Here is a 20,650-nt window from a genome sequence, read left to right on the forward strand (position 1 = left end):
TTAATGTGGTTGCATGAAACTGGCGCGGGCACTAGGATGGCGACATGACAAAGGCGTCGACAGCGTTTCCGGCGCATTCGACGGACGCGGTAGCACCGGACACGGCGCTTTCCGCAGGTCTGCCGTCCGCAGCGCCGAGTGATACCGAGACCGGCTGCCCGGCTCCGGCCGGCCGGAACGACGGGCCGGGCGGCTTGGTCGGCGAGTGGCGTGAACTACTCGCTCGCCATGCCGCAGTGTCCTGTGCGCTGGAGAAGGACCTGCAGCGCGAACACCACATCGGCCTGAGCGAGTTCGAGACGCTGGACCGCCTGGTCGACGCCTCGTGCGACAGCTACCGGATGAGCGATCTGGCGCACGACATCCACCTGAGCCAGAGCGCGCTCTCCCGGACGGTGGCACGGCTGGAACGCGACGGATTGGTCGATCGCACCCTGTGCACCGAAGACCGCCGCGCGATCTATGTCTGCCTCACCGACAAGGGCCGCGCGGTACACACCGCCGCCGTCCCGACTCATCGCGAAGTACTGGAACGCACTCTGCACTGAATCCGGCCTGTAACGCTTCCGATAGCGCGTCAGGTGGCGGCGATGGCCTCGTCCAGCACCTCTCGCCCGTCCACCGAGGCGGCGCGGATATTCGCGAATGCGCCTCGATAGCGGTCGATATCGGAATTTTTGTCGAAATAGGTAGACCCGACGAAATTTTCGACGTACACCACCGGCGGCTCGGTCGTTTCCGCGCCGGCCGCGCCGAATTCCAACAGGACGAATCGCCCGGATTCGAGACCCGCGTGGTAGCCGGAATCGTTGGGCACCAACCGAATGTCGATATTCGGGCGCTCGCACATGCGGCGCAGATGATCCAGTTGCCCCGCGATCACGGCCGGATCACCGATCCGCCGCCACAGCAACGATTCGGCGATGATCGCCACCAGCCGCACCGGATCCGGGGTGCGGTTGAGCAGACGCTGCCGCTGCCCGCGCACCTCGATCCGGCGCTCGATATCGACGGGGCTCAGATCCGGCCGGGCCGCGGTCAGCAGCGCGCGGGTGTAGTCCTCGGTCTGCAGCAGGCCCGGCACGAATTCGCTCTCGAAGGTGGAGATTTCGGTCGCGGCCTCTTCCAGGCCGATGTACACGTCGAAACCCTCGGCGATCACGTCACTGTAGGGAGCCCACCACCCCCGGGCCTTGGTTTCCCGGGCCAGGGCGGTGAGGGGTTCCAGCTCGGCCTCGGGTGCGCCGTAGATCTTGCACATGGCTTCCACATCGAGACTGCGCAGAGAGGTCTGACCGGTCTCGATCCGCCAGATCTTGGCCTCCGACCATTCCAGCCGGCGAGCTGCCACCCGGGTCGTCATCCGAGCACGATTGCGCAGGTCGCGCAACCGGCGGCCCAGTTGCCGCCGCGGCATGGTCGAACCGGTGATCCCCTGCGGTGAAGCCATTTGTCCCCCTCGGCTGAAACCCTCGCGGGCACCGGGATTCGCTCCGGGCACCCCCGAACGGATTGTTGCACAACAGAACAACGCCCGACAGCCGCGCCGATCGGCCGGCCGAAGGATGCCCTGCTACTTGCGCGGCGGACGCTTGCGGAACCGCCAGAATTGCACCGCGCGAACGTCTTCGGAAAGCTGGTTCACCGGCTCGGCGACATCGGACAGAGCCCGGAACAGATCGTCGGCGAGGGTATTGATGTGTTCCACCCGGGTTGCCAGCCGCGAGGCGTTGACCAGGAATTCCAGCGCCAATCGGACCGAGGCCGCGATGGTCAGGCCGAGCGGCACCGCCACCACGATCGCGAAGATCAACCCCAGCAGCGCGGATACCTGCCACAGCACCACGACCAGGACCAGCGGGATGCCGATCGCGAAGGCCAGTCCCAGAAGATAGGCCAGCGGGAGCAGCGTACGCGTGGCCGGCGTGCGGAACTGCACATCCAGCAGCGCGCGGGCGGCCGCACCGCACCAGGCCCGGAAGGCACCCGGGCTCCGGAACGGTTCGGGCCGCTCGTCCTCGGCGGTCTCGCCCTCGTCGGCGGTGTCGTCCGGCGACCGGCGTCGTCGTGCGGAGTCCTTCCATGCGAGCCAGCGAGATTCCACCGCGTAGTCGGCGACGCCCGGTTCATCGTCGCCGGGCCGGTCGTCGGCGCCGGCGCGTTCGGCCGGCAATTCGAGCGCTTCGTCCATATTTCGTGCGCCCGCAGCGGAATCGCGCGCGGCGGCGGTATCGGAGTCCCGGCTCCTCGGCCGCTGCGGTTCATCGCTCATGTTTCGAATCCTCTCCCGGCACAGCGGAAGCGAGCAATCTCCCGGCGGGTTCGAATCCCATCGGCCACATGCGACTCACATCACACTTTCATCCCTTTTTCTTCCCAGCGACCTGCCAGGGAATCAACAGCCGCAACGCATTCGATTCACAGCGACGGGCACAAAAGTGGTAGTCGTAGCAGTTCACAACGGCGGCGAACGGCGGTCCGAATGGTTCATAGCCACCGGCGATCACCGCCCACCCCTGTGACGTATCCGACCATCACGAAGAAATTTCCACCAAGTTGTAACACCGCCGGTAGCGCGGCCCGATACGTCCCATGAACACCGAGGCAGGACCCAGATCTACCCGGGGAATGGAGAAGACAGTGCGTACAGCGTTTCCGACTTCCGTCCCAGCGGCGACGTTGGCCGCTACCGCGCAGGACTACATCCGGCGCGGGTGGACGGTCGCTGAAACGGCCAACGGCATCTGCCTGATCACCGATACGAATGTTTCGGGTATCGAGGTCGCCGGCGAACTGGCCGCGAACGTGCGCCGATTCCTGCGGGCCAACAACCTGACCGGACCGGTGATCGAGATCCCGGGCGCCGAGCGCCGCGAGATCCACCTGGTGACCGGTCTCGCCAAGGCCGCGATGGCGCTCGAGGCGCTGCGCGCGGCGGGTGCGATCGTGCACACCGACGGTGCGGGCATCCCGTTGCCGCCCACCCAGCTCTCGGCCGGCGAGGCCTGCTGGGGTGTGGCGCCGACCGAGGCCCGCTGGCTGCCGCCGGTCGTCGCGATCGCCGCGGCCGTGCGCTCGGCGAACTCCGGTCGCAAGCCGCAGGTCGCTCGTATCGCCAGCTGAATCGACCAACCGCGAAACCGCGAGAACGGAATGTTCTCGCGGTTTCGTGCATTTCGGATGAATCGCGGCGCGACACCGTGCCGCCGACGATGATGGGTCCATGACGCGCGTCACCACGGAAACCCGGACCACCTACCGCACCTGCCCGCTGTGCGAGGCCGTCTGTGGGCTCGAGATCACCTTGGATGCCGACAACCGGGTGACCAGCGTGCGTGGCGACCGCGAGGATCCGTTCAGCCGCGGCTTCATCTGCCCGAAGGGTGCGAGCCTGGGGGCGCTCGACGCCGACCCCGATCGGCTGACCGAACCGATCATCCGGGATCGCGCCACCGACACCTGGCGGCAGGCCACCTGGGACGAGGCCTTCGACCTCATCGCCGAGCGGGCGCCGGCCATCCTCGGCGACCACGGTCGTCAGGCCGCGGCGCTGTATCTGGGCAATCCGAATGCACACACCGTCGCCGGCGCGCTGTACGTGCCGGCGCTCATCCGGGCGTTGAGCACGCGCAATCTGTACTCGGCCAGCACCGCCGATCAGATGCCGAAACAAGTGTCGAGCGGGCTCATGTTCGGCGATCCGCTCACCGTCCCGGTGCCTGATCTGGACCGCACCGACTATCTGCTCATGCTCGGCGCCAATCCGCTGGAGTCCAACGGCTCGCTGTGCACCGCCCCGGACTACCCGGGCCGGTTGAAGGCGCTGCGCAAGCGCGGCGGACGATTGGTCGTGGTCGATCCGCGACGCACCCGGACCGCCGATCTCGCCGACGAGCATCTGTTCATCCGGCCCGGCAGCGATGCGTATCTGCTGTTCGGCATCGTGCACACGCTCTTCGCGGAGAATCTGACCGATATCCGGATCGAGGTGGCGGGCCTCGAGCAGATCCGTTCGGCGGCAACTCCGTTCACCCCCGAGGCGGTGCAGGCGCGCACCGGCATCCCGGCCGACACCGTGGGGCGGCTGGCGCGGGAGCTGGCCGCGGCGCCGACGGCCGCGGTCTACGCGCGCATCGGCACCTGCACCGCCGAATTCGGCACCCTCACACAGTGGCTGGTGGATGTGATCAACGTGCTCACCGGCAATCTCGACCGGCCCGGCGGCGCGATGTTCGCGACCGCCGCGGCACTGGGCATCGTACGGACGCGGCCGTTCCGGCTCGGGCGCTGGACCAGCCGGGTGCGCGAATTGCCCGAAGCCATGGGCGAATTCCCCGTCGCGACGCTGGCCGACGAAATTCTCACTCCCGGTGACGGACAGGTCCGGATGCTGGTGACGGTGGCCGGCAATCCGGTGCTCTCGGCGCCCGCCGGTGCCCGGCTGGGCGAGGCGCTGGCCGGTCTGGACTTCATGGTCAGTGTGGATCGCTATCTCAACGAGACCACCCGCCATGCCGACGTGATCCTGCCGCCGCCGCGCACCCTGCAGGCGCCGCACTACGATTTCGCGCTACTGCAGTTCGCCGTGCACAACTACGCCCGCTATTCGCCGCCGCTGGTCGCGCTGCCCGACGACCGGCCCTCGGAACCGGAAATACTGGCCCGTCTCGCGCTGTCCCTGGCGGGGCAGCAGCCGGAGCCCGGCCGTGATTGCGTCGCGGCGGTGGACGAGCTGATCATCGCCGGCACGCTGCACAAGGCCGGACTCACCGAGCGACGCGCCGAATTGATCGGCGCCGACAGCACCGAACAGCGCATCGACATGATGCTGCGACTGGGCCCGTACGGCGAATGGAATCCCGATCGCCGGCCCGTCGACATCGCGCCCGAGGGGCTGAACCTGCGGGTTCTGCTGGACAATCCGCACGGCGTCGACCTGGGTGCGCTGCAACCGCGACTGCCCGGCGTGCTGCGCACGGATTCACAGAAGGTGGAGCTTGCGCCGCAGCCGCTGCTCGACGATACGACCCGGCTGGTGGCCGAATTGTCCGCTGCCCGGCCGGATGTGGTGTTGATCGGCCGTCGGCAACTCCGGTCGAACAACAGTTGGATGCACAATGTGCCGGCCCTGGTCGGTGGTTCCAATACCTGCACGCTGCATATTCATCCCGACGATGTCGCCCGCCTCGGGCTGGGCGAGCTGGCCGCGATCGAATCGGCGACCGGAAAGCTGACCGTGCCGGTGGAACCGAACGACCGGATCATGCCCGGGGTGGTGAGCCTGCCGCACGGATGGGGACATTCGGGCAGTACACAAACCGTCGCGCGGGAGCACGCCGGCGTGAATGCCAATGCCCTCACCGATGATTCCCGCATCGACGCCGTATCCGGGAATGCGGTGTTCAACGGAGTTCCGGTGACCATCACGCCGGTGTGATTCTCCCACCGGCCGGCACGCGCAAGGGGATAGCGCGCTCGAGACGTAACAGGCAACCAGCGCGCTATTCCCGCTTTCTCGATGTGAAACATTCCCGCTCGCAAGCGGTTTCGGCCATAGATCCCTGTGAAATCGGTCAGCAGCCGTGGGGCAAACGGCATTTCGGGCATTTGCCGAGCCCGGGTCAGTACGCGAAAGTGCGGCGCGGGAGCGGCACAACCAACAGATCACCTTCACCGACAGTCTGCGCCATCAGCGGGTTCACGGATTTCGCCATCCGAAACACGTTTGTTCCTATAGTATTTCGGCAAATCTCGGGTTCGGCGCCGAACCATCTACGTGCGGATCTCAGCTACCCGGAGGGGTGTGGCATGTCCGGTTCCACAGGCGGCAGTGACGGTGAGCGAGAACTGCAACGCCGATTCGGCACCGAGGAGCGCGCGGAGCGTTTCTACGACGAACAGGTGCTGAACAGCCTCAACTCCCGCATGCGCGAGTTCGTGGGCCGGATGGATATGGCCTTCATCGCCACCGCCGACCGGCACGGCGAATGCGATACCAGCTTCCGGGCCGGCAAACCCGGATTCGTGCACGTCATCGACGACCACACCGTCGCCTATCCGGAGTACCGCGGCAACGGAGTGATGGCCTCGCTCGGCAACATCCTGGAGAATCCGCACGTCGGCATCCTGCTGATCGACTTCGTCCGCGACCTGGTCGGGCTGCATATCAACGGATCGGCACGCATCGTCGACGATCAAGCCCTGCGGGTCCGGGTACCCGACCTGCCGGCGGCCGAGCGCGGGCGCGTCGCCGAACGGTGGGTGGTCGTGGACGTCGAGGAGGCCTACATCCACTGCCGAAAGCACATCCCGCACCTGACTCCGGCCGCCCGCGAGGAACGGGAGTGGGGTACCGACAGTCCGCGAGCCAAGGGTGGGGACTACTTCGGCGCCAAGGCGCAGGCGCGGGCCCTCGTCAGCGAGGGTTGACGGTCCGGAAGGTCAGCGGATCTTGAAGATCACCGCACGCTGCACGACGAAGTTGATCACCGTGGCCACGCCCTGCGCGATGACGAAGGCGATCAGAACCGCGCCCTTCACCGAATGGCCGGCGATGTCCACCGACATCGCGGGCAGCGTGTCGTTGAGCAGGGCATTGATACCGACCTGCGCCGCGAAGGTCACGGCGTAAAGGATCACCACCGCCACGAACCGGCTGCGGCTCGGCGGCGCCTTGAACGTCCAGCGCCGGTTGATCAGATACGCCGTGGTGGTACCGACGATGAAACTGCAGGCCTTGGCGAAATCGCGCGGGACCCCGAACAGAGCCATGAGCAGCACGTACAGCCCGAAGTCGACGATCGCCGACAGTCCACCGGTGAGGACGAACCGGACAATCTGCGTCTTCAGATCGACATCTGTACCACCCGGCTCGTCTACCAGGGGCAATTCGGCCGGAAGAGGGAGATGGGGTTCCGCACTCACGGCACGAGAGTAGCGGGTCGGTCACGCCCCACCGCGACAGCGGCACTCCCGCCCCGCCGCGACAACCGCACTCCCGCCCCGGTCGCCGCTGTGAAATCCGCCTCGAGCGGGCCGCGGACACGCGACAGCCGACCCCTTCCCCGGCCATACCTGTAGCCTCTATGCCGATGTCCACGAAAGCTCAGACCTCCACCGCCGCGGGTCCTGCGAACTCCGCGGGCGACGGCGAGGCGTCACAGGCAAGCAGCAACGGCTCCGCCGACAGCTTCTCGCTGCCGACGCGCACCCGTCGACTGACCGGATGGGGTCGTACCGCGCCCTCCACCTCCGAAGTGCTCTCGACCGGCGATCCGGAACTGATCGCCAAGGCCGTGGCCATGGTCGCGGAGGACAACGAGTCCAAGCCGGCATACCTGCGGCGCGGTGTGATCGCGCGCGGGCTCGGCCGGTCCTACGGCGACCATGCGCAGAACGGTGGCGGCCTCGTCATCGACATGTCGGCGCTGAACAACATCCACCGGATCGACCGTGACAGCCACCTCGTCGATGTGGATGCCGGTGTCAGCCTCGATCAGCTGATGAAGGCCGCGCTCCCCTTCGGCCTGTGGGTTCCGGTTCTGCCCGGCACCAGGCAGGTGACCGTCGGCGGCGCCATCGCCTCCGATATCCACGGCAAGAACCACCACAGCGCGGGCAGCTTCGGCAACCACGTGCGGTCGATCGATCTGCTGACCGCCGACGGCAAGATTCAGCACATCGGTCCCAAGAAGAACGCCAAGCTGTTCTGGGCGACCGTCGGCGGCAACGGCCTGACCGGCATCATCCTGCGGGCCACGATCGAGATGACGCCGACCGAGACGGCCTACTTCATCGCCGACGGCATCAAGACCACGACGCTGGACGAGACCATCGCCGTACACAAGGACGGCTCCGAGGAGAACTACACGTACTCCTCGACCTGGTTCGACGTGATCAGCGCACCGCCGAAACTGGGGCGCGCCAACGTTTCTCGCGGCCGCCTGGCCAAGCTGGACGAACTGCCGAAGAAACTGCGCGGCAACCCGCTGAAGTTCGACGCGCCGAATCTACTGACGGTGCCGAACATCTTCCCGAGTTTCGCGGCCAACAAGCTCACTCTCGGCATGGTCGGCGAGGCGTACTACGCGCTCGGCGGCAACTACACCGGCAAGATCATGAACTTGACGCAGTTCTATCACATGCTGGACGTGGTCTCGGAGTGGAATCGCGCCTACGGATCGGCCGGTTTCATCCAGTACCAGTTCGTCCTGCCGCCCGAGGCGCTGGACGAATTCACCAAGATCATCGTCGACATTCAGCGTTCCGGTCATTACTCGGCGCTCAATGTGCTGAAGTTCTTCGGCCCGGGCAACCAGGCGCCGCTGAGCTTCCCCATGGAGGGCTGGAACATCTGCGTCGACTTCCCCGTGCGGCCCGGCCTCAACGAGCTGGTCACCGAATTGGACCGTCGCGTACTGGAATTCGGCGGTCGTCTCTACACCGCGAAGGACTCCCGGACCACCGCGGAGACCTTCCACAAGATGTATCCCAAGATCGACGAGTGGATCAAGGTCCGCCGAAGTGTCGATCCCACAGGCGTTTTCATGTCCGATATGGCGAGAAGGCTGGAGCTGCAGTGATCAACGCGGTAGGTAACCCGCAGAACATTCTGCTTTTGGGCGGTACCTCGGAGATCGGCCTCGCGATCGTCGAGGAGTACCTGAAGAAGGGCCCGGCGCGGGTGGTGCTCGCGGCGCTGCCGAACGATCCGTTGCGGGCGCAGTCGGTCGCTCAGCTGGAGGCCGCGGGCGCGTCGAAGGTCGAGATCGTCGACTTCGACGCCCTGGACACCGGCAGCCACCCCAAGGTGATCGAACAGGCCTGGGCCGACGGCGATATCGATGTCGCGATCGTCGCCTTCGCGCTCGACGGTGATGCCGAGGAGCTGTGGCAGAACCAGCTCAAGGCCGTGCGCGTCGCCGAGGTCAACTACACCGCGGGCGTGTCGGTCGGCGTGCTCGTCGGTGAGAAGATGAAGGCCCAGGGTTTCGGGCGGATCATCGTCATGTCGTCCGTGGCCGGTGAGCGCGTCAAGCGCGCCAACTTCGTCTACGGCTCCACCAAGGCCGGCCTGGACGGGTTCTACCTCGGACTGGGCGAGGCGCTGCGCCCGCACGGCCCGCGCGTCACCGTCGTGCGGCCCGGCCAGGTGCGTACCCAGTTCTCCGCGCACGTCGCCGAGGCGCCGCTCACGGTGAACAAGGAAGACGTTGCGGTGCTTGCGGTTTCGGCGTCCGAGAAGGGTAAGGAACTGGTCTGGGCGCCGGGCACGTTCCGCTGGGTCATGATGATCCTGCGCCACGTTCCGCGCCCGATCTTCCGCAAACTTCCCATCTGATTCGGCTCGAGTTCGAGCCGCGAAGGAGAGTCGCCGCTACCGAGCGCCGGCTCTCCTTCGTCGTTTTCCGAGGACGGCCGCCGGTACAGCGCGAGCATCGCACCGACGCGAACCGGTTCCACCCGGCTTGTAGGCTCGCGGGCAGATCGGCGGCGAGAGAGGATCCGGAGGCACTGTGCGCGTACTAGTCCGGCAGGTCGGGGGCGGGCTCGGGGAGGCTGTCGTCGGGGCGGTGGTCGCCGCGCTGGTGGCGGCGATCGGGCTGACGGCGATGTCGGCGGTGCAGTGGCCGGCGTTCAACTCCTCCAATGTGACTCGGGCGCTGACCACCGTCGGGCAGGCGGGAGCGGCGCTGCTGCTGGTGCTCGCCATCGTGCTGATCCGGTTGCGCCGGTGGCCGTGGGTGGCGAAAGTGCTCTCCTGGGCGGGTATTTCCGCCTTCGTCACGGTGACGCTGGGAATGCCGCTCGCGGCGACCAAGCTGTATCTGTTCGGCATTTCGGTGGATCAGGAATTTCGCACCGAATATCTGACGCGACTCACCGATACCGCCGCGCTGCACGATATGACCTACGCCGATATTCCGGCCTACTACCCCGCCGGCTGGTTCTGGATCGGCGGACGTGTCGCGAATCTGCTCGGCCTGGCCGGGTGGGAGACGTTCAAACCGTATGCGATCGTGTCGCTGGCGGTGGCGTCGGTGCTGGCACTCGTGTTGTGGTCCAAGCTGATTCGCTGGGATTGGGCGGTCGCGGTCGCGGCGACCACCACCGCGGTGATGGTGGCGTTCGCCTCGCCCGAGGCCTACAGCGCCGTGCTGGTGATCCTGTTCGCACCGGCGATGGTGCTGGCGTGGGGGGCGCTGTATCGGCCCGACGAGTTCGGGGCGGCGGCGAGATCGGCCGGCGCCCCGCGCACCGCGGGCGGCTGGGGCGCGGCGATCGGGGCGGGCGCGTTCCTCGGACTCTCGGCGATGTTCTACACGCTGTTCTTCGTGGTCGCGGTCTTCACCGTCGTCCTGATGGGCCTCGTCGCCTGGGCGACCCTGTGGTGGCAGCAGCGCGAGATCGCGGTGCATCAGCCGCGCGCTCCGCGGCTCGGCGTCTTCCGCCTGCTGTGGCCGATCCTGCTGCGTTTGCTCGTGATGGGCATGATTGCCGCGATCCTGGCCTTGGTCGTCTGGGGCCCGTATCTGGCGAAGGTGCTGACCGGGCATCTGCCGGAATCCAACACCGCCCTGCACTACCTGCCGGAATCCGGTTCGCGGCTCGCGTTCCCGATGTTCGACTTCTCCGAGCCGCTGCTCGGTGCCCTCTGCCTGCTCGGCACCCTGTGGCTGGTGGTGCGGGCGGCGAGTTCACGACGAGCTCAGGCACTCGGCATCTCGGTGGTCGCGATCTATCTGTGGTCGCTGGCCTCCATGCTGGTCACGGCGGCCGGAACCACCGGGCTGGCGTTCCGGTTGGAGCCGATCCTGCAGGTGCTGCTGGCCGCGGCGGGAGCGTTCGGTTTCGTCGAGGGCTCGCGAGCGATCTACCAGGCGATCGACGAACCGCGACGGTTCCGGGCGGCGACCGCGGCGGTCGCGGTCCTGGGTGCGCTCGCCTTCACGCAGAGCATTCCCGGCATCCTGAATGCCGAGATCACCACCGCCTACACCGACACCGACGGCACCGGGGCGCGGGCGGACAAGCGCAGCCCCTCGGCGGTGTCGCATTACGGCCGAATCGATCAGGTCCTCACCGAGCAGACCGGGCGGCCGCGCGATCAGACGGTGGTCCTGACCGCCGACACCAGCTTCCTGTCCTACTACCCGTACTTCGGTTTCCAGGCGCTGACCTCGCATTACGCCAACCCGCTCGCCGATTTCCCGGCCCGGGCCGCCGAGATCAAGCGGTGGAGCGAGCTGAAATCACCGGCCGAGTTGATCGACGCGCTGAACCACTCTCCGTGGCGCGCGCCGGACGCCTTCCTGTTCCGCCGCAGCGGCGAGAACTACACCCTGCGGCTGGCCGAGGACGTCTATCCGAACGATCCCAACGTGCGCCGCTACACGGTCGAATTCCCCCGGACACTCTTCGCCGATCCGCATTTCCGGATCACCGATATCGGGCCGTTCACCCTGGTTGTGCGTTCCTGACTCCCCTGTGGATAACGCTGTGGATTTTCCCCGTTCCTGTGGATAAACAGGCTTGACCCGGCCCTGCTTCATTCCCGATGGGTACGGTGGGTGGCTGATTGTCGGCCGAAGGAGTGTTTGACCAGTGGTGCAGGGCGGGCCAGCGGTTCCGGGCGAGTCAGAGCGTCCGGGGGTGAGCGCGGCCGTCCTGTCCGAGGGGCCTGAGCTGCGCACATCCGCGGATCCGAGACTCGCGGATAGAGCCTCCCGGCGTGCGCGGCTGCTCGACCGGCTCCTCGCGTTCCGCGCGGATCTTGTGGTCGCGGCGCTCTATCTCGCCGGCGCCGCCTATGTACTGTCCGGGCAGTGGCGCGACACCGCACACGGATACCTGGTGAAGAGCGGCCAGGACCAGTCGATGTGGGAGTGGTTCTTCGCCGAGACCGCGCACGCGGTGATCCATCTGCACAATCCGCTGGGCACGAATCTGCAGAATTATCCCGACGGCGTGAACATGATGGCCAATACCGCCATGTTCGGGGTCGGGATCCCGTTGACGCCGGTGACCGTGCTGTTCGGCCCGACCGTCACCTTCGCGCTCGTGCTCACCCTGGGCCTGGCCGGAACCGGTTTCGCCTGGTATTGGCTGTTCTCCCGGGAGTTGGTGCGGTCCCGTTCCGCCGCCGCGCTGGGTGGCGCATTCTGCGGCTTCGCGCCCGCGATGATCTCGCACGCCAACGCGCACCCCAATTTCGTCGGTCTGGCGATCCTGCCGGGACTCGCGATGATCGTCATCCGGATGGCGCGCCGGGCCGCGTCCGGCGACACGGTGAGCCGGGCGCGGCGGGTGCGGGAGGCCGTGCTGCTCGCGGTTCTGGTCGCACTTCAGATCGCGCTCGGCGAGGAGCCGCTACTGATCTTCGCCCTGGGCTTCGGCCTGTTCGCCCTCGTCTACTACCTGCACGAACCTCGGACCGGGCTGCGGGTGGCGCGGGCCGTGGCGCCGACCCTGGTGCTGGCCGCGGTGATCACGGTGGCCGCTACGGCGATTCCGCTGTGGTGGCAGTTCTTCGGACCGCAGAGCTACCGGTCCATCGATCACGGGCCGATGGCCAACGACCTGGAGTCGCTGATCGAATTTCCCTCACAATCGCTGGGCGGCGCCTTCGCCCCGGGCAAGATCCCGGCGATCAATCCGACCGAGGAGAATGCCTTCTTCGGCTGGCCGTTGCTGACCCTGACCGCTGTGACGGCGGTCTGGCTGTGGCGCGCGCGCCATCGCGAGTATCGGGCGATTCGCGCGGCCACCACGGTGATCGTGGTCTTCAGCATCCTGTCGCTGGGCGTATCGCTGCGAATCGGCAGGTCCGATACCGGAATCACCCTTCCGTGGCACTGGCTCGACCAGGTGCCGCTGCTGAACACCGTGCTGGAGACCCGCTTCACCATGGCCGCGATTCCAGCGCTCGCGACGATCCTGGTGCTGGGCACGCAGCGCATCCTCGAATACGGCCGCACCGGCACGAAGGATCTGCGGCCGGGGATCTGGTTCAGCGCCGTCGCGCTGGCGCTGGTCCCGCTGGTACCGACCGTGCTGCCGGTGACCCATCGCGATCCGACGCCGCGATTCTTCACCGACGGCACGGTCGACCGCTATGTCGGCGACGGCTCGGTGGTGATCGCGCCGCCGCCGACCCGGCTCGACGCCCAGCCGCTGAGCTGGCAGGTCGACGCCCATTTCCGCTTCCCGCTCGCGGGCGGCTACTTCGTCGGGCCGACGGCCGAGAAGAAGGGCCGTTACGGTCCCGACGATCGGCCGACCGCGACGCTGTTGATGCGGGCGCAGAAGACGGATCGGATCCAGCCGGTCGATTCCCGCGCGCGGGCGCGAGCGCTGGCCGATCTCGACTACTGGCATGCCGACGTGGTGGTACTGCCGCCGACCGAACACGGCGGCGTGATCCGCGCGACCCTGGACCAGTTGCTCGGCGTCCCCGGGCAGGTGGTCGACGGAGTCGTCGTCTGGGATGTGCGCGCACTGCGTTGATTCGCGCGACGGCAGATTCGTGTGACGCGCTGCCACCTCCGGGCCCCGTCGCCCCGGTCGCTTAGCATCGCTGGGTGCGCGCAGACTCTCCAGCGTTTCCCCGCATCCGCGTGATCGCCCTTCTCTCCGGGGTGATCGCCGTCGCCCTCGCGGTGCTCACACCGCTGCTGCCGGTGCGGGAGGACCGGGCGAGCCTGGATTGGCCGCAGCCGCAATCGGTCCCGGTGAACGCGCCGCTGGTGTCGTACGTGCCGCTCGCCGTCGACGCCTCGCTGCCGTGCGGCGCGCTGCGCGAACTGCCCAGCGGCACGGTCTTGTCCACCGTGCCCGCCGACGCGCCCAATGCCTCCGCGAAGGGTCTCATCGCCAAGATCGCCGACGAGCCGGGTGGGCGCACACTCTCGGTGCGGCTGCGCGATATCCCGTTGCTGTCGGCATCGCTGGCCGAGGTGGGCCACTGCGCGCGCTTCGTCGTCACCTCCACCGCGCAGGCCACGACGGCCGAATTCACCGGCGTCACACGGCAGGACGGCACACCGTTCACCAATACCGTCGGCGGCGATGTGCGGCCCCAGATCGTCGGCGTCTTCACCGATCTGACTCGGGAGCAGCTCGGTGACGCCCATCTGCACGCCGCCATCGACTCGCGCTTCTCGTCGACACCGAGCCCGCTGAAGCTGGCCGCGATCATCGGCGCGGTCGTCTTCACCGTCATCGCGCTGATCTGCCTGCATCTGATCGATACCGCCGACGGGCGACGGCCGCGCCGCTTCCTGCCGGCGCACTGGTGGCGGGTCACCGTCGCGGATGTGGTGGTGCTGGGCACCCTGGTGGTCTGGCACATCATCGGCGCCAACACCTCCGACGACGGCTACATCCTGAATATGGCTCGGGCGTCGAAACATTCGGGCTATATGGCCAACTACTACCGCTGGTTCGGAGTGGCCGAGGCGCCCTTCGGCTGGCCGTACGAGGTGCTGGCCTGGATGACCCGGGTCAGCGACGCCGGCTGGTGGATGCGGCTGCCGGCACTGCTGGCCGGTGTGCTGTGCTGGCTGGTGATCAGCCGGGAAGTGCTGCCGCGCCTGGGTTCTCGCGTCCGCCGCGACACCGTGGCGCTGTGGACGGCGGGGCTGGTGTTCCTGGTCGCCTGGCTGCCCTACGACAACGGCCTGCGCCCGGAACCGCTGATCGCCCTGGGCGCGCTGCTGACCTGGTGCTCGATCGAACGCTCGATCGCGACCAAACGCCTGCTGCCCGCCGCGGTCGCGGTGTTGATCGCCGCGTTCTCGCTCGCCGCCGGGCCCACCGGCCTCATCGGCATCGCCGCCCTGGTCGCCGGCTCGCGACCGGTTCTGCAGCACATCATTTCCCGCGCTCGCGGCGGCGGTTCGGCCGGTGCGGCGGTCCTGCGGTACGGTGCGTTGCTCGCGCCGGGCGCGGCCGCCGGAGCGCTGGTCCTGGTGGTGGTCTTCGCCGATCAGACCCTGGCCTCGGTGATGGAGGCGACCCGGGTCCGCAAGGTCATCGGGCCGAATGTGGCCTGGTTCGACGAGCGGACCCGCTGGGATTCGCTGCTGATGCTGGCCCCGGACGGCTCGCTGGCCCGCCGGTTCGGCATTCTCGGGATGCTGCTGTGCCTGCTGGTGTGCGTCCTGGTCATGTTGCGCAAGAACGGCCGGATCCCGGGCACCTCGAAGGGGCCCTCGGCCCGCATCCTCGGCATCGTGTTCATGTCGCTGCTGCTGATGATGTTCACTCCGACGAAATGGACCCACCACTTCGGTGTGTATGCCGGATTGGCTGGCTCACTCGCGGCGCTGACCGCGGTCGCGGTGGGTATCAACGGGATTCGCGCCCGCTACAACCGCTCGCTGTTCGCGGCCGCGGTGTTCTTCCTGCTGGCGATCACGTTCACCGGATCCAACGGCTGGTGGTACGTCTCCAGTTACGGTGTGCCGTGGTACGACAAGGCGCCACTGATCGCGGGTAAAGGGCTCTCGACACTGTTCCTCGGACTCGCGGTGCTGAGCCTGCTGCTGGCGGCCTATCAGTACTACCGCGAGCCGTATCGAAAGAGCGAGGGCCGCGGGCGGTTCGACACCTGGGCGGTGCAACCGCTGACGATCGCGGCCGCGGTGATGGTGCTGTTCGAGGTCGCCTCCCTCGGCAAGGGCGCGATCACGCAATATCCGGCCTACTCCATCGCGAAGTCGAATATCCGTGCCCTGGGCGGCCATACCTGCTCCCTGGCCGACGCGGTCCTCACCGAAACCGATACCGCCGATTCCCTGCTGCAGCCCTACTCCGGTTCCGCGGCGGACGCGCTCGGCGCCGACAGTGTGGGCTTCGACCCGAACGGTGTGGCCAAGGATCTGACCGCCGACGCCGAGGAGACGACCACCGGCGGCGCGAATTCGGTCAACACCGATTCCGCCAACAAGACCACCCACACCACCACCGCGGGCACCGGCGGCGGCACCACGCAGCAGGCGGGCGTGAACGGCAGTACCGTCGCACTGCCGTTCGGACTGGACCCGGCCCGCACCCCGGTGATGGGCAGCTACACCACCGGGACCAAACAGCAGGCGCATCTGACCTCGGGCTGGTACCGGATGGATCTGCCCGGCGCCCGCCAGGACCCGGACCGCAAGGTCCTGGTGGTCACCGCGGCCGGACGAATCAAATCGGTGAACGCCGACGGCGTGGTCACCTACGGGCAGGATCTGCGCGTCGACTTCGGCGACCGGGCCGCCGACGGCACCGTGCGGCCGCTGGGCTCGTTCGTTCCGCTGGATATCGGGGGCGGCCCGTCGTGGCGGAATATGCGGGTGCCGCTGGACCGCATTCCGGACGGGACCAACGCGGTGCGGATCGTGGCGGTCGCCAACGACCTGACGCCGAAGCAGTGGCTCGCGGTCACACCGCCCCGACTGCCGAAGCTCGCCACCCTCGACTCGGTGGTCGGACACACCGATCCGGTCCTCGAGGATTGGCACGTCGGCCTGGCCTTCCCCTGCCAGCGCCCGTTCGACCACAAGGACGGCGTGGCCGAGGTGCCGAAGTGGCGCATCCTGCCGGACCGGGTCGGTTCGGACGCCTCCAACGCCTGGCAGGACGATATCGGCGGCGGTCCACTGGGCTGGACGGGGTTGCTGCTGTCGGCCCAGACCATTCCCGCCTATCTGAACGACGACTGGGGCCGGGACTGGGGTTCGCTGGAACGGTTCACGCCCTATGTTCCGGAGGCGCGCCAGGCCGATGTCGGGGTGACGGTCGAGACGCGCTGGGGCTGGGCCAAGGATGCGCCCATCAAAGTGAAATAGCGGGGCGTGAACACGGTCACTCTCAGTGTGGGCAGATAACATCACCATCCGTGCCCGACGCCGCAACAGCTGTCTTGACCAAACCGGCGGTCACCGAACTACCGGTGACCTCGCGCGATTTCCGCACCGCCCGGATGATCGCGGTGATCGCCGGCCTGCTCGGTGCGATCTTCGCGCTCGCCACCCCGTTTCTGCCGGTCCAGCAGACCACCGCCGAGGTGAACTGGCCGCAGGGCGGGACCATCGGCAATGTCGAGGCGCCGCTGATGTCGCAGGTCCCGGTGGATCTGCGGGCATCGATTCCGTGTTCGACGGTGGCACAGCTGCCCCAGGGCGGCATGCTGCTCAACACCGCGCCGCCGCAGGGCGACCGGGCCGCGCTCGAGGGCATGTTCGTGCGTGTCACCAGCGATTCGGTCGATGTGGTCGACCGCAACGCGATCGTCGCCTCCGCGAAGCGCGGCGAACTCGACGGCTGCACCGCGATCACCATCACCTCGGATATCGACCGGACCTACGCCCACTTCGAGGGCCTGACCAAACAGGTCGAACGGCCCGCCGCCGGCGGTGGCACCGAAACGGTGACCGTGCCGGTGGACGGCGCCCTGCAGGGTGATCTGCGGCCGCAGGTGGTCGGCGTGTTCTCGGATCTGAAGGGTGCGGCGCCGGCCGGGCTGTCGTTCCACATGACCGTCGATTCCCGCTTCTCCTCGTCGCCGACCGTGATCAAACTGGTCGCGATGCTCGCCGCGGTGCTGTGCACACTCATCGCGCTGGCCGCGCTCGGCCGCCTCGACACCAGCGACGGCCGTGGCCACCGCCGCTTCTTCCCCGCGCACTGGCTGAAGCCGACCTGGGCCGACGGCGCGGTCCTGGGCATCCTGCTGGTGTGGCACTTCATCGGCGCCAACACCTCCGACGACGGCTACATCCTCACGATGGTGCGGGTGGCGCCGCACGCCGGTTATCTGGCCAACTATTTCCGCTGGTACGGCGTGCCGGAGGCGCCGTTCGGCTGGTACTACGACGTCATCCAGGTCTTCGCGCAGGTCTCCACGGCCAGCCCGTGGGTGCGCATCCCCGCGCTGGTGTGCGGAATTCTGTGCTGGATGGTGATCAGCCGCGAGGTGGTGCCGCGACTGGGCCGCAGCGTGCGGACCTCGAAGGTCGCGCTGTGGACCGGCGGGCTGGTGTTCCTCGCCTTCTGGCTGCCCTATGACAACGGACTGCGCTCGGAGCCGATCGTCGCGCTCGGTGCGCTGCTGACCTGGGTGTCCATCGAACGCGCGATCGCCACCGGACGCCTGTTGCCCGCCGCCGGCGCGGTACTGGTCGCGGCGTTCACCCTCGCCGCCGCCCCGACCGGACTGATGTGTGTGGCCGCCCTGCTCGCCGGCATCCGCCCGCTGGTGCGAATCGTGGTGCGCCGCAAGCGCGATCTGCAGGCGCGTGCCGGTAGTGGCTGGCGTGCTTCGGGATTCGTGTCCTCACTACCGTTGCTGGCGCCGATCGCGGCGGCCGGTTTCCTGGTGCTCACCGTGGTCTACAGCGACCAGACCTTCGCCGGAATCCAGGAGGCCAACCGGGTGCGCCGCCTCACCGGCCCGAACCTGGCCTGGTACGAGGACTACCTGCGCTACTACTACCTGTTCGTCCAGACCGTCGACGGCTCGGTCTCGCGCCGATTCGCCTTCATCGTGATGATCCTGTGCCTGATCACCACCGCCCTGGTGTTGTTGCGGCGCAAGCAGATTCCCGGCATCTCCAGCGGTCCGACCTGGCGGTTGATCGGGGTGGTCTGCGGAACCATCTTCTTCATGATGTTCAACCCGACCAAGTGGACCCACCACTTCGGCGCCTACGCGGGCATCGCGGGGGCGTTGGCGGCGGTGACCGCGGTCGCGGTCTCGGCGACGGCGCTGCGGTCGCGCAAGAACCGCTCGATCTTCCTGGCCGCCCTGCTGTTCGCCCTGGCGCTGTCGTTCTCCGGCACCAACGGCTACTGGTACGTGTCGAGCTACGGCGTGCCGTGGTTCGACAAGACGGTCTCCCTGCACGGCCTCCAGTCCAACACGCTGATGCTGGTGCTGTTCGGCCTCGCGCTCGCGGTGGTGGCCTGGCAGGCGCTGCGCGAGGGCTACGCCAAACCGCCGGAGAGTTCGAAAACGTCGCGCGGCAAGCGTATTCGCCGATTCGCGGCCATTCCGCTCACGCTCGTCGCCGCGGCGATGGTGTTGTTCGAGGTGCTGTCGCTGGCCAAGGGCGCGGTATCCCAGTACCCGGCCTACTCACTGGCCCGCGGCAACGTCGACGCGGTCGACGGCAACCGCTGCGGAATCGCCGATGACGTTCTGGTCGAGTCGAATCCGAATCAGGGCCGGTTGAATCCGATCATCGATCCCGCGCATCCGCCGAAGGACAACGATCCGCTGGCCGGTGCCGACCCGACCGGCTTCGATCCCAACGGTGTGCCGACCGATCTGAAAGCCGATGCGGTGGAGGTGAAGCCGGGCACCGGCAACACCTCCAACCAGTCGGTGGGTGCGAACTTCGCCGAGGGCCAGAACGCGGGCACCGGCGGCGGCACCACCAGAGAGGCCGGTATCAACGGTTCGACCGTCGCACTGCCCTACGGCCTCGACCCGAAGACGACGCCGGTGATGGGCAGCTATCAGCAGGGCCTGCAGCAGCCCGCGCATCTGACCTCGAGCTGGTACGAACTGCCCGCTCGGTCGGCGGATTCACCGCTGGTGGTCATCTCCGCGGCCGGCCGCATCCTGTCGTTCGACCAGACCGGTGCGCTGCAGTACGGCCAGGACCTGAAGCTGGAGTACGGCAAACGCCAGCCCGACGGTTCGGTGAAATTCGAGGGCAGCTACGTTCCGCGCGATATCGGCCCGGCGCCGTCGTGGCGCAACCTGCGCATTCCGCTGTCGGAGATCGCCGCGGATGCCGATGCGGTCCGGATCTCGGCCAATCGCAATGTGCTGATCGGTGACCAGTGGCTGGCGTTCACACCGCCGCGGGTGCCGAAGATGGTCACGCTGAACACCTTCCTGGGCTCCGAGCAGCCGGTGCTCGAGGACTGGGCGGTGGGTCTGCAGTTCCCGTGCCAGAACCCGTTCCCGCACCGCTACGGCGTCGCGACCATGCCGAACTACCGCATCCTGCCCGACCGCCCGCTCGCGGTGAGCTCGACCGATACCTGGCAGGCCGAGGAATTCGGCGGCCCGCTCGGTTTCACCCAGATGCTGGCGGGCTCCACCACGATCCCGACCTACCTGAAGGACAACTGGGCTCGTGACTGGGGCACCCTGGAGCGCTACGACCGGTACTACACCGATGCCACACCGGCGAAGGTGGACACCGGTACCGCGACGCGCTCCGGATTCTGGAGTCCCGGACAGCTGCGAGTGTTCTGATCGGTAGTCCCCGCGAACGACGGCGGGCGGCGCACATATCGTGCGCCGCCCGCCGTTGTCGTATGCGGCGATGTGGGGTTGCCGGGGCCCTACACGTCGACGTGTTCGATCCATTCGTAGACGGGCAGATTGCCTTCGGGAGTGTCCTGGCGACGTGGTGTGGATTTGAAGCGTTCGTAGCCACCGGCGTTCTGCACGCGTAATTCGATGCCGGGTGGAGTGATGGGAACGATGCGGTGCGGCAGGTCGGCCGGCCCGCCTTCGAGTACAGCCTTCGGTGAGCTACCCATAGCTGAAGGCTCTCATATGGCGGCCCGCCGACCGGGCGATTCCACGAAAGACACGCGCTACCCGGCGTTCAACCGGGCGTTACCCCAGCGACGCGCGTGGGCACGA

The 20,650-nt window shown here is 67.5% G+C and carries 14 protein-coding genes; 10 read left to right on the forward strand and 4 right to left on the reverse strand.

Annotation, left to right across the window (positions count from 1 at the left end):
• The first annotated feature begins 44 nt into the window (after positions 1 to 44).
• Entirely contained in the window at positions 45 to 548 is a 504-nt protein-coding gene (locus NA3_RS22340; protein WP_084491775.1) for a MarR family winged helix-turn-helix transcriptional regulator, read from the forward strand.
• Positions 549 to 577: 29 nt separating this feature from the next.
• On the opposite strand, the gene NA3_RS22345 is transcribed toward NA3_RS22340, so the two are convergent.
• Both NA3_RS22345 and NA3_RS22350 read right to left on the reverse strand, forming a co-directional pair.
• On the reverse strand, positions 578 to 1,450 hold the full coding sequence (locus tag NA3_RS22345) for a helix-turn-helix domain-containing protein (protein ID WP_062965581.1): 873 nt from the start codon (positions 1,448 to 1,450) through the stop codon (positions 578 to 580).
• Between the two features lie 123 nt (positions 1,451 to 1,573).
• Positions 1,574 to 2,272 carry a DUF4282 domain-containing protein gene (locus tag NA3_RS22350; RefSeq protein WP_227995413.1) on the reverse strand — a complete coding sequence of 233 codons (699 nt, stop codon included), beginning with the start codon at positions 2,270 to 2,272 and terminating at the stop codon, positions 1,574 to 1,576.
• Positions 2,273 to 2,640: 368 nt separating this feature from the next.
• On the opposite strand from NA3_RS22350, the gene NA3_RS22355 reads away from it, so the two are divergent.
• The 3 genes from NA3_RS22355 (at position 2,641) to NA3_RS22365 (ending at position 6,429) form a co-directional block, all read left to right on the forward strand.
• Positions 2,641 to 3,123 (forward strand): hypothetical protein, encoded by a 483-nt coding sequence (locus tag NA3_RS22355; protein WP_062965730.1) that lies wholly within the window; start codon positions 2,641 to 2,643, stop codon positions 3,121 to 3,123.
• A gap of 100 nt (positions 3,124 to 3,223) precedes the next feature.
• A complete protein-coding gene (locus tag NA3_RS22360) occupies positions 3,224 to 5,437 on the forward strand; it encodes a molybdopterin-dependent oxidoreductase (RefSeq protein ID WP_062965582.1) in 2,214 nt (737 codons plus the stop codon).
• A gap of 371 nt (positions 5,438 to 5,808) precedes the next feature.
• Positions 5,809 to 6,429, forward strand: coding sequence for a pyridoxamine 5'-phosphate oxidase family protein (locus tag NA3_RS22365; protein ID WP_062965583.1), 621 nt, complete (start codon positions 5,809 to 5,811; stop codon positions 6,427 to 6,429).
• Positions 6,430 to 6,441: 12 nt separating this feature from the next.
• On the opposite strand, the gene NA3_RS22370 is transcribed toward NA3_RS22365, so the two are convergent.
• The gene (locus NA3_RS22370; protein ID WP_084491776.1) at positions 6,442 to 6,924 is read right to left on the reverse strand and encodes a GtrA family protein; all 483 of its coding nucleotides are present in this window, start codon (positions 6,922 to 6,924) and stop codon (positions 6,442 to 6,444) included.
• 167 nt (positions 6,925 to 7,091) lie between these two features.
• On the opposite strand from NA3_RS22370, the gene dprE1 reads away from it, so the two are divergent.
• From dprE1 to NA3_RS22400, 6 genes are all read left to right on the forward strand, one after another.
• Positions 7,092 to 8,582, forward strand: coding sequence for a decaprenylphosphoryl-beta-D-ribose oxidase (dprE1, locus tag NA3_RS22375; RefSeq protein ID WP_167354271.1), 1,491 nt, complete (start codon positions 7,092 to 7,094; stop codon positions 8,580 to 8,582).
• Positions 8,579 to 9,340, forward strand: a complete 762-nt coding sequence (gene dprE2, locus NA3_RS22380) for a decaprenylphospho-beta-D-erythro-pentofuranosid-2-ulose 2-reductase (RefSeq protein ID WP_062965584.1) — start codon at positions 8,579 to 8,581, stop codon at positions 9,338 to 9,340. The genes dprE1 and dprE2 overlap by 4 nt, the downstream gene beginning before the upstream one ends.
• A 175-nt stretch (positions 9,341 to 9,515) precedes the next feature.
• The gene (locus tag NA3_RS22385) at positions 9,516 to 11,480 is read left to right on the forward strand and encodes an arabinofuranosyltransferase (RefSeq protein WP_062965585.1); all 1,965 of its coding nucleotides are present in this window, start codon (positions 9,516 to 9,518) and stop codon (positions 11,478 to 11,480) included.
• 172 nt (positions 11,481 to 11,652) lie between these two features.
• Positions 11,653 to 13,506, forward strand: a complete 1,854-nt coding sequence (locus NA3_RS22390; protein WP_227995414.1) for a DUF6541 family protein — start codon at positions 11,653 to 11,655, stop codon at positions 13,504 to 13,506.
• 74 nt (positions 13,507 to 13,580) lie between these two features.
• A complete protein-coding gene (locus tag NA3_RS22395) occupies positions 13,581 to 16,832 on the forward strand; it encodes an arabinosyltransferase domain-containing protein (protein WP_062965586.1) in 3,252 nt (1,083 codons plus the stop codon).
• A gap of 50 nt (positions 16,833 to 16,882) precedes the next feature.
• Positions 16,883 to 20,254 (forward strand): arabinosyltransferase domain-containing protein, encoded by a 3,372-nt coding sequence (locus NA3_RS22400; RefSeq protein WP_372464258.1) that lies wholly within the window; start codon positions 16,883 to 16,885, stop codon positions 20,252 to 20,254.
• 89 nt (positions 20,255 to 20,343) lie between these two features.
• Here the strand turns inward: NA3_RS22400 and NA3_RS22405 are convergent, their stop codons facing one another.
• Positions 20,344 to 20,544 (reverse strand): DUF5988 family protein, encoded by a 201-nt coding sequence (locus NA3_RS22405; protein ID WP_036497026.1) that lies wholly within the window; start codon positions 20,542 to 20,544, stop codon positions 20,344 to 20,346.
• Positions 20,545 to 20,650 lie beyond the last annotated feature (106 nt).

It is taken from the genome of Nocardia africana NBRC 100379 (assembly GCF_001612635.1).
Lineage (GTDB): Bacteria > Actinomycetota > Actinomycetes > Mycobacteriales > Mycobacteriaceae > Nocardia > Nocardia africana.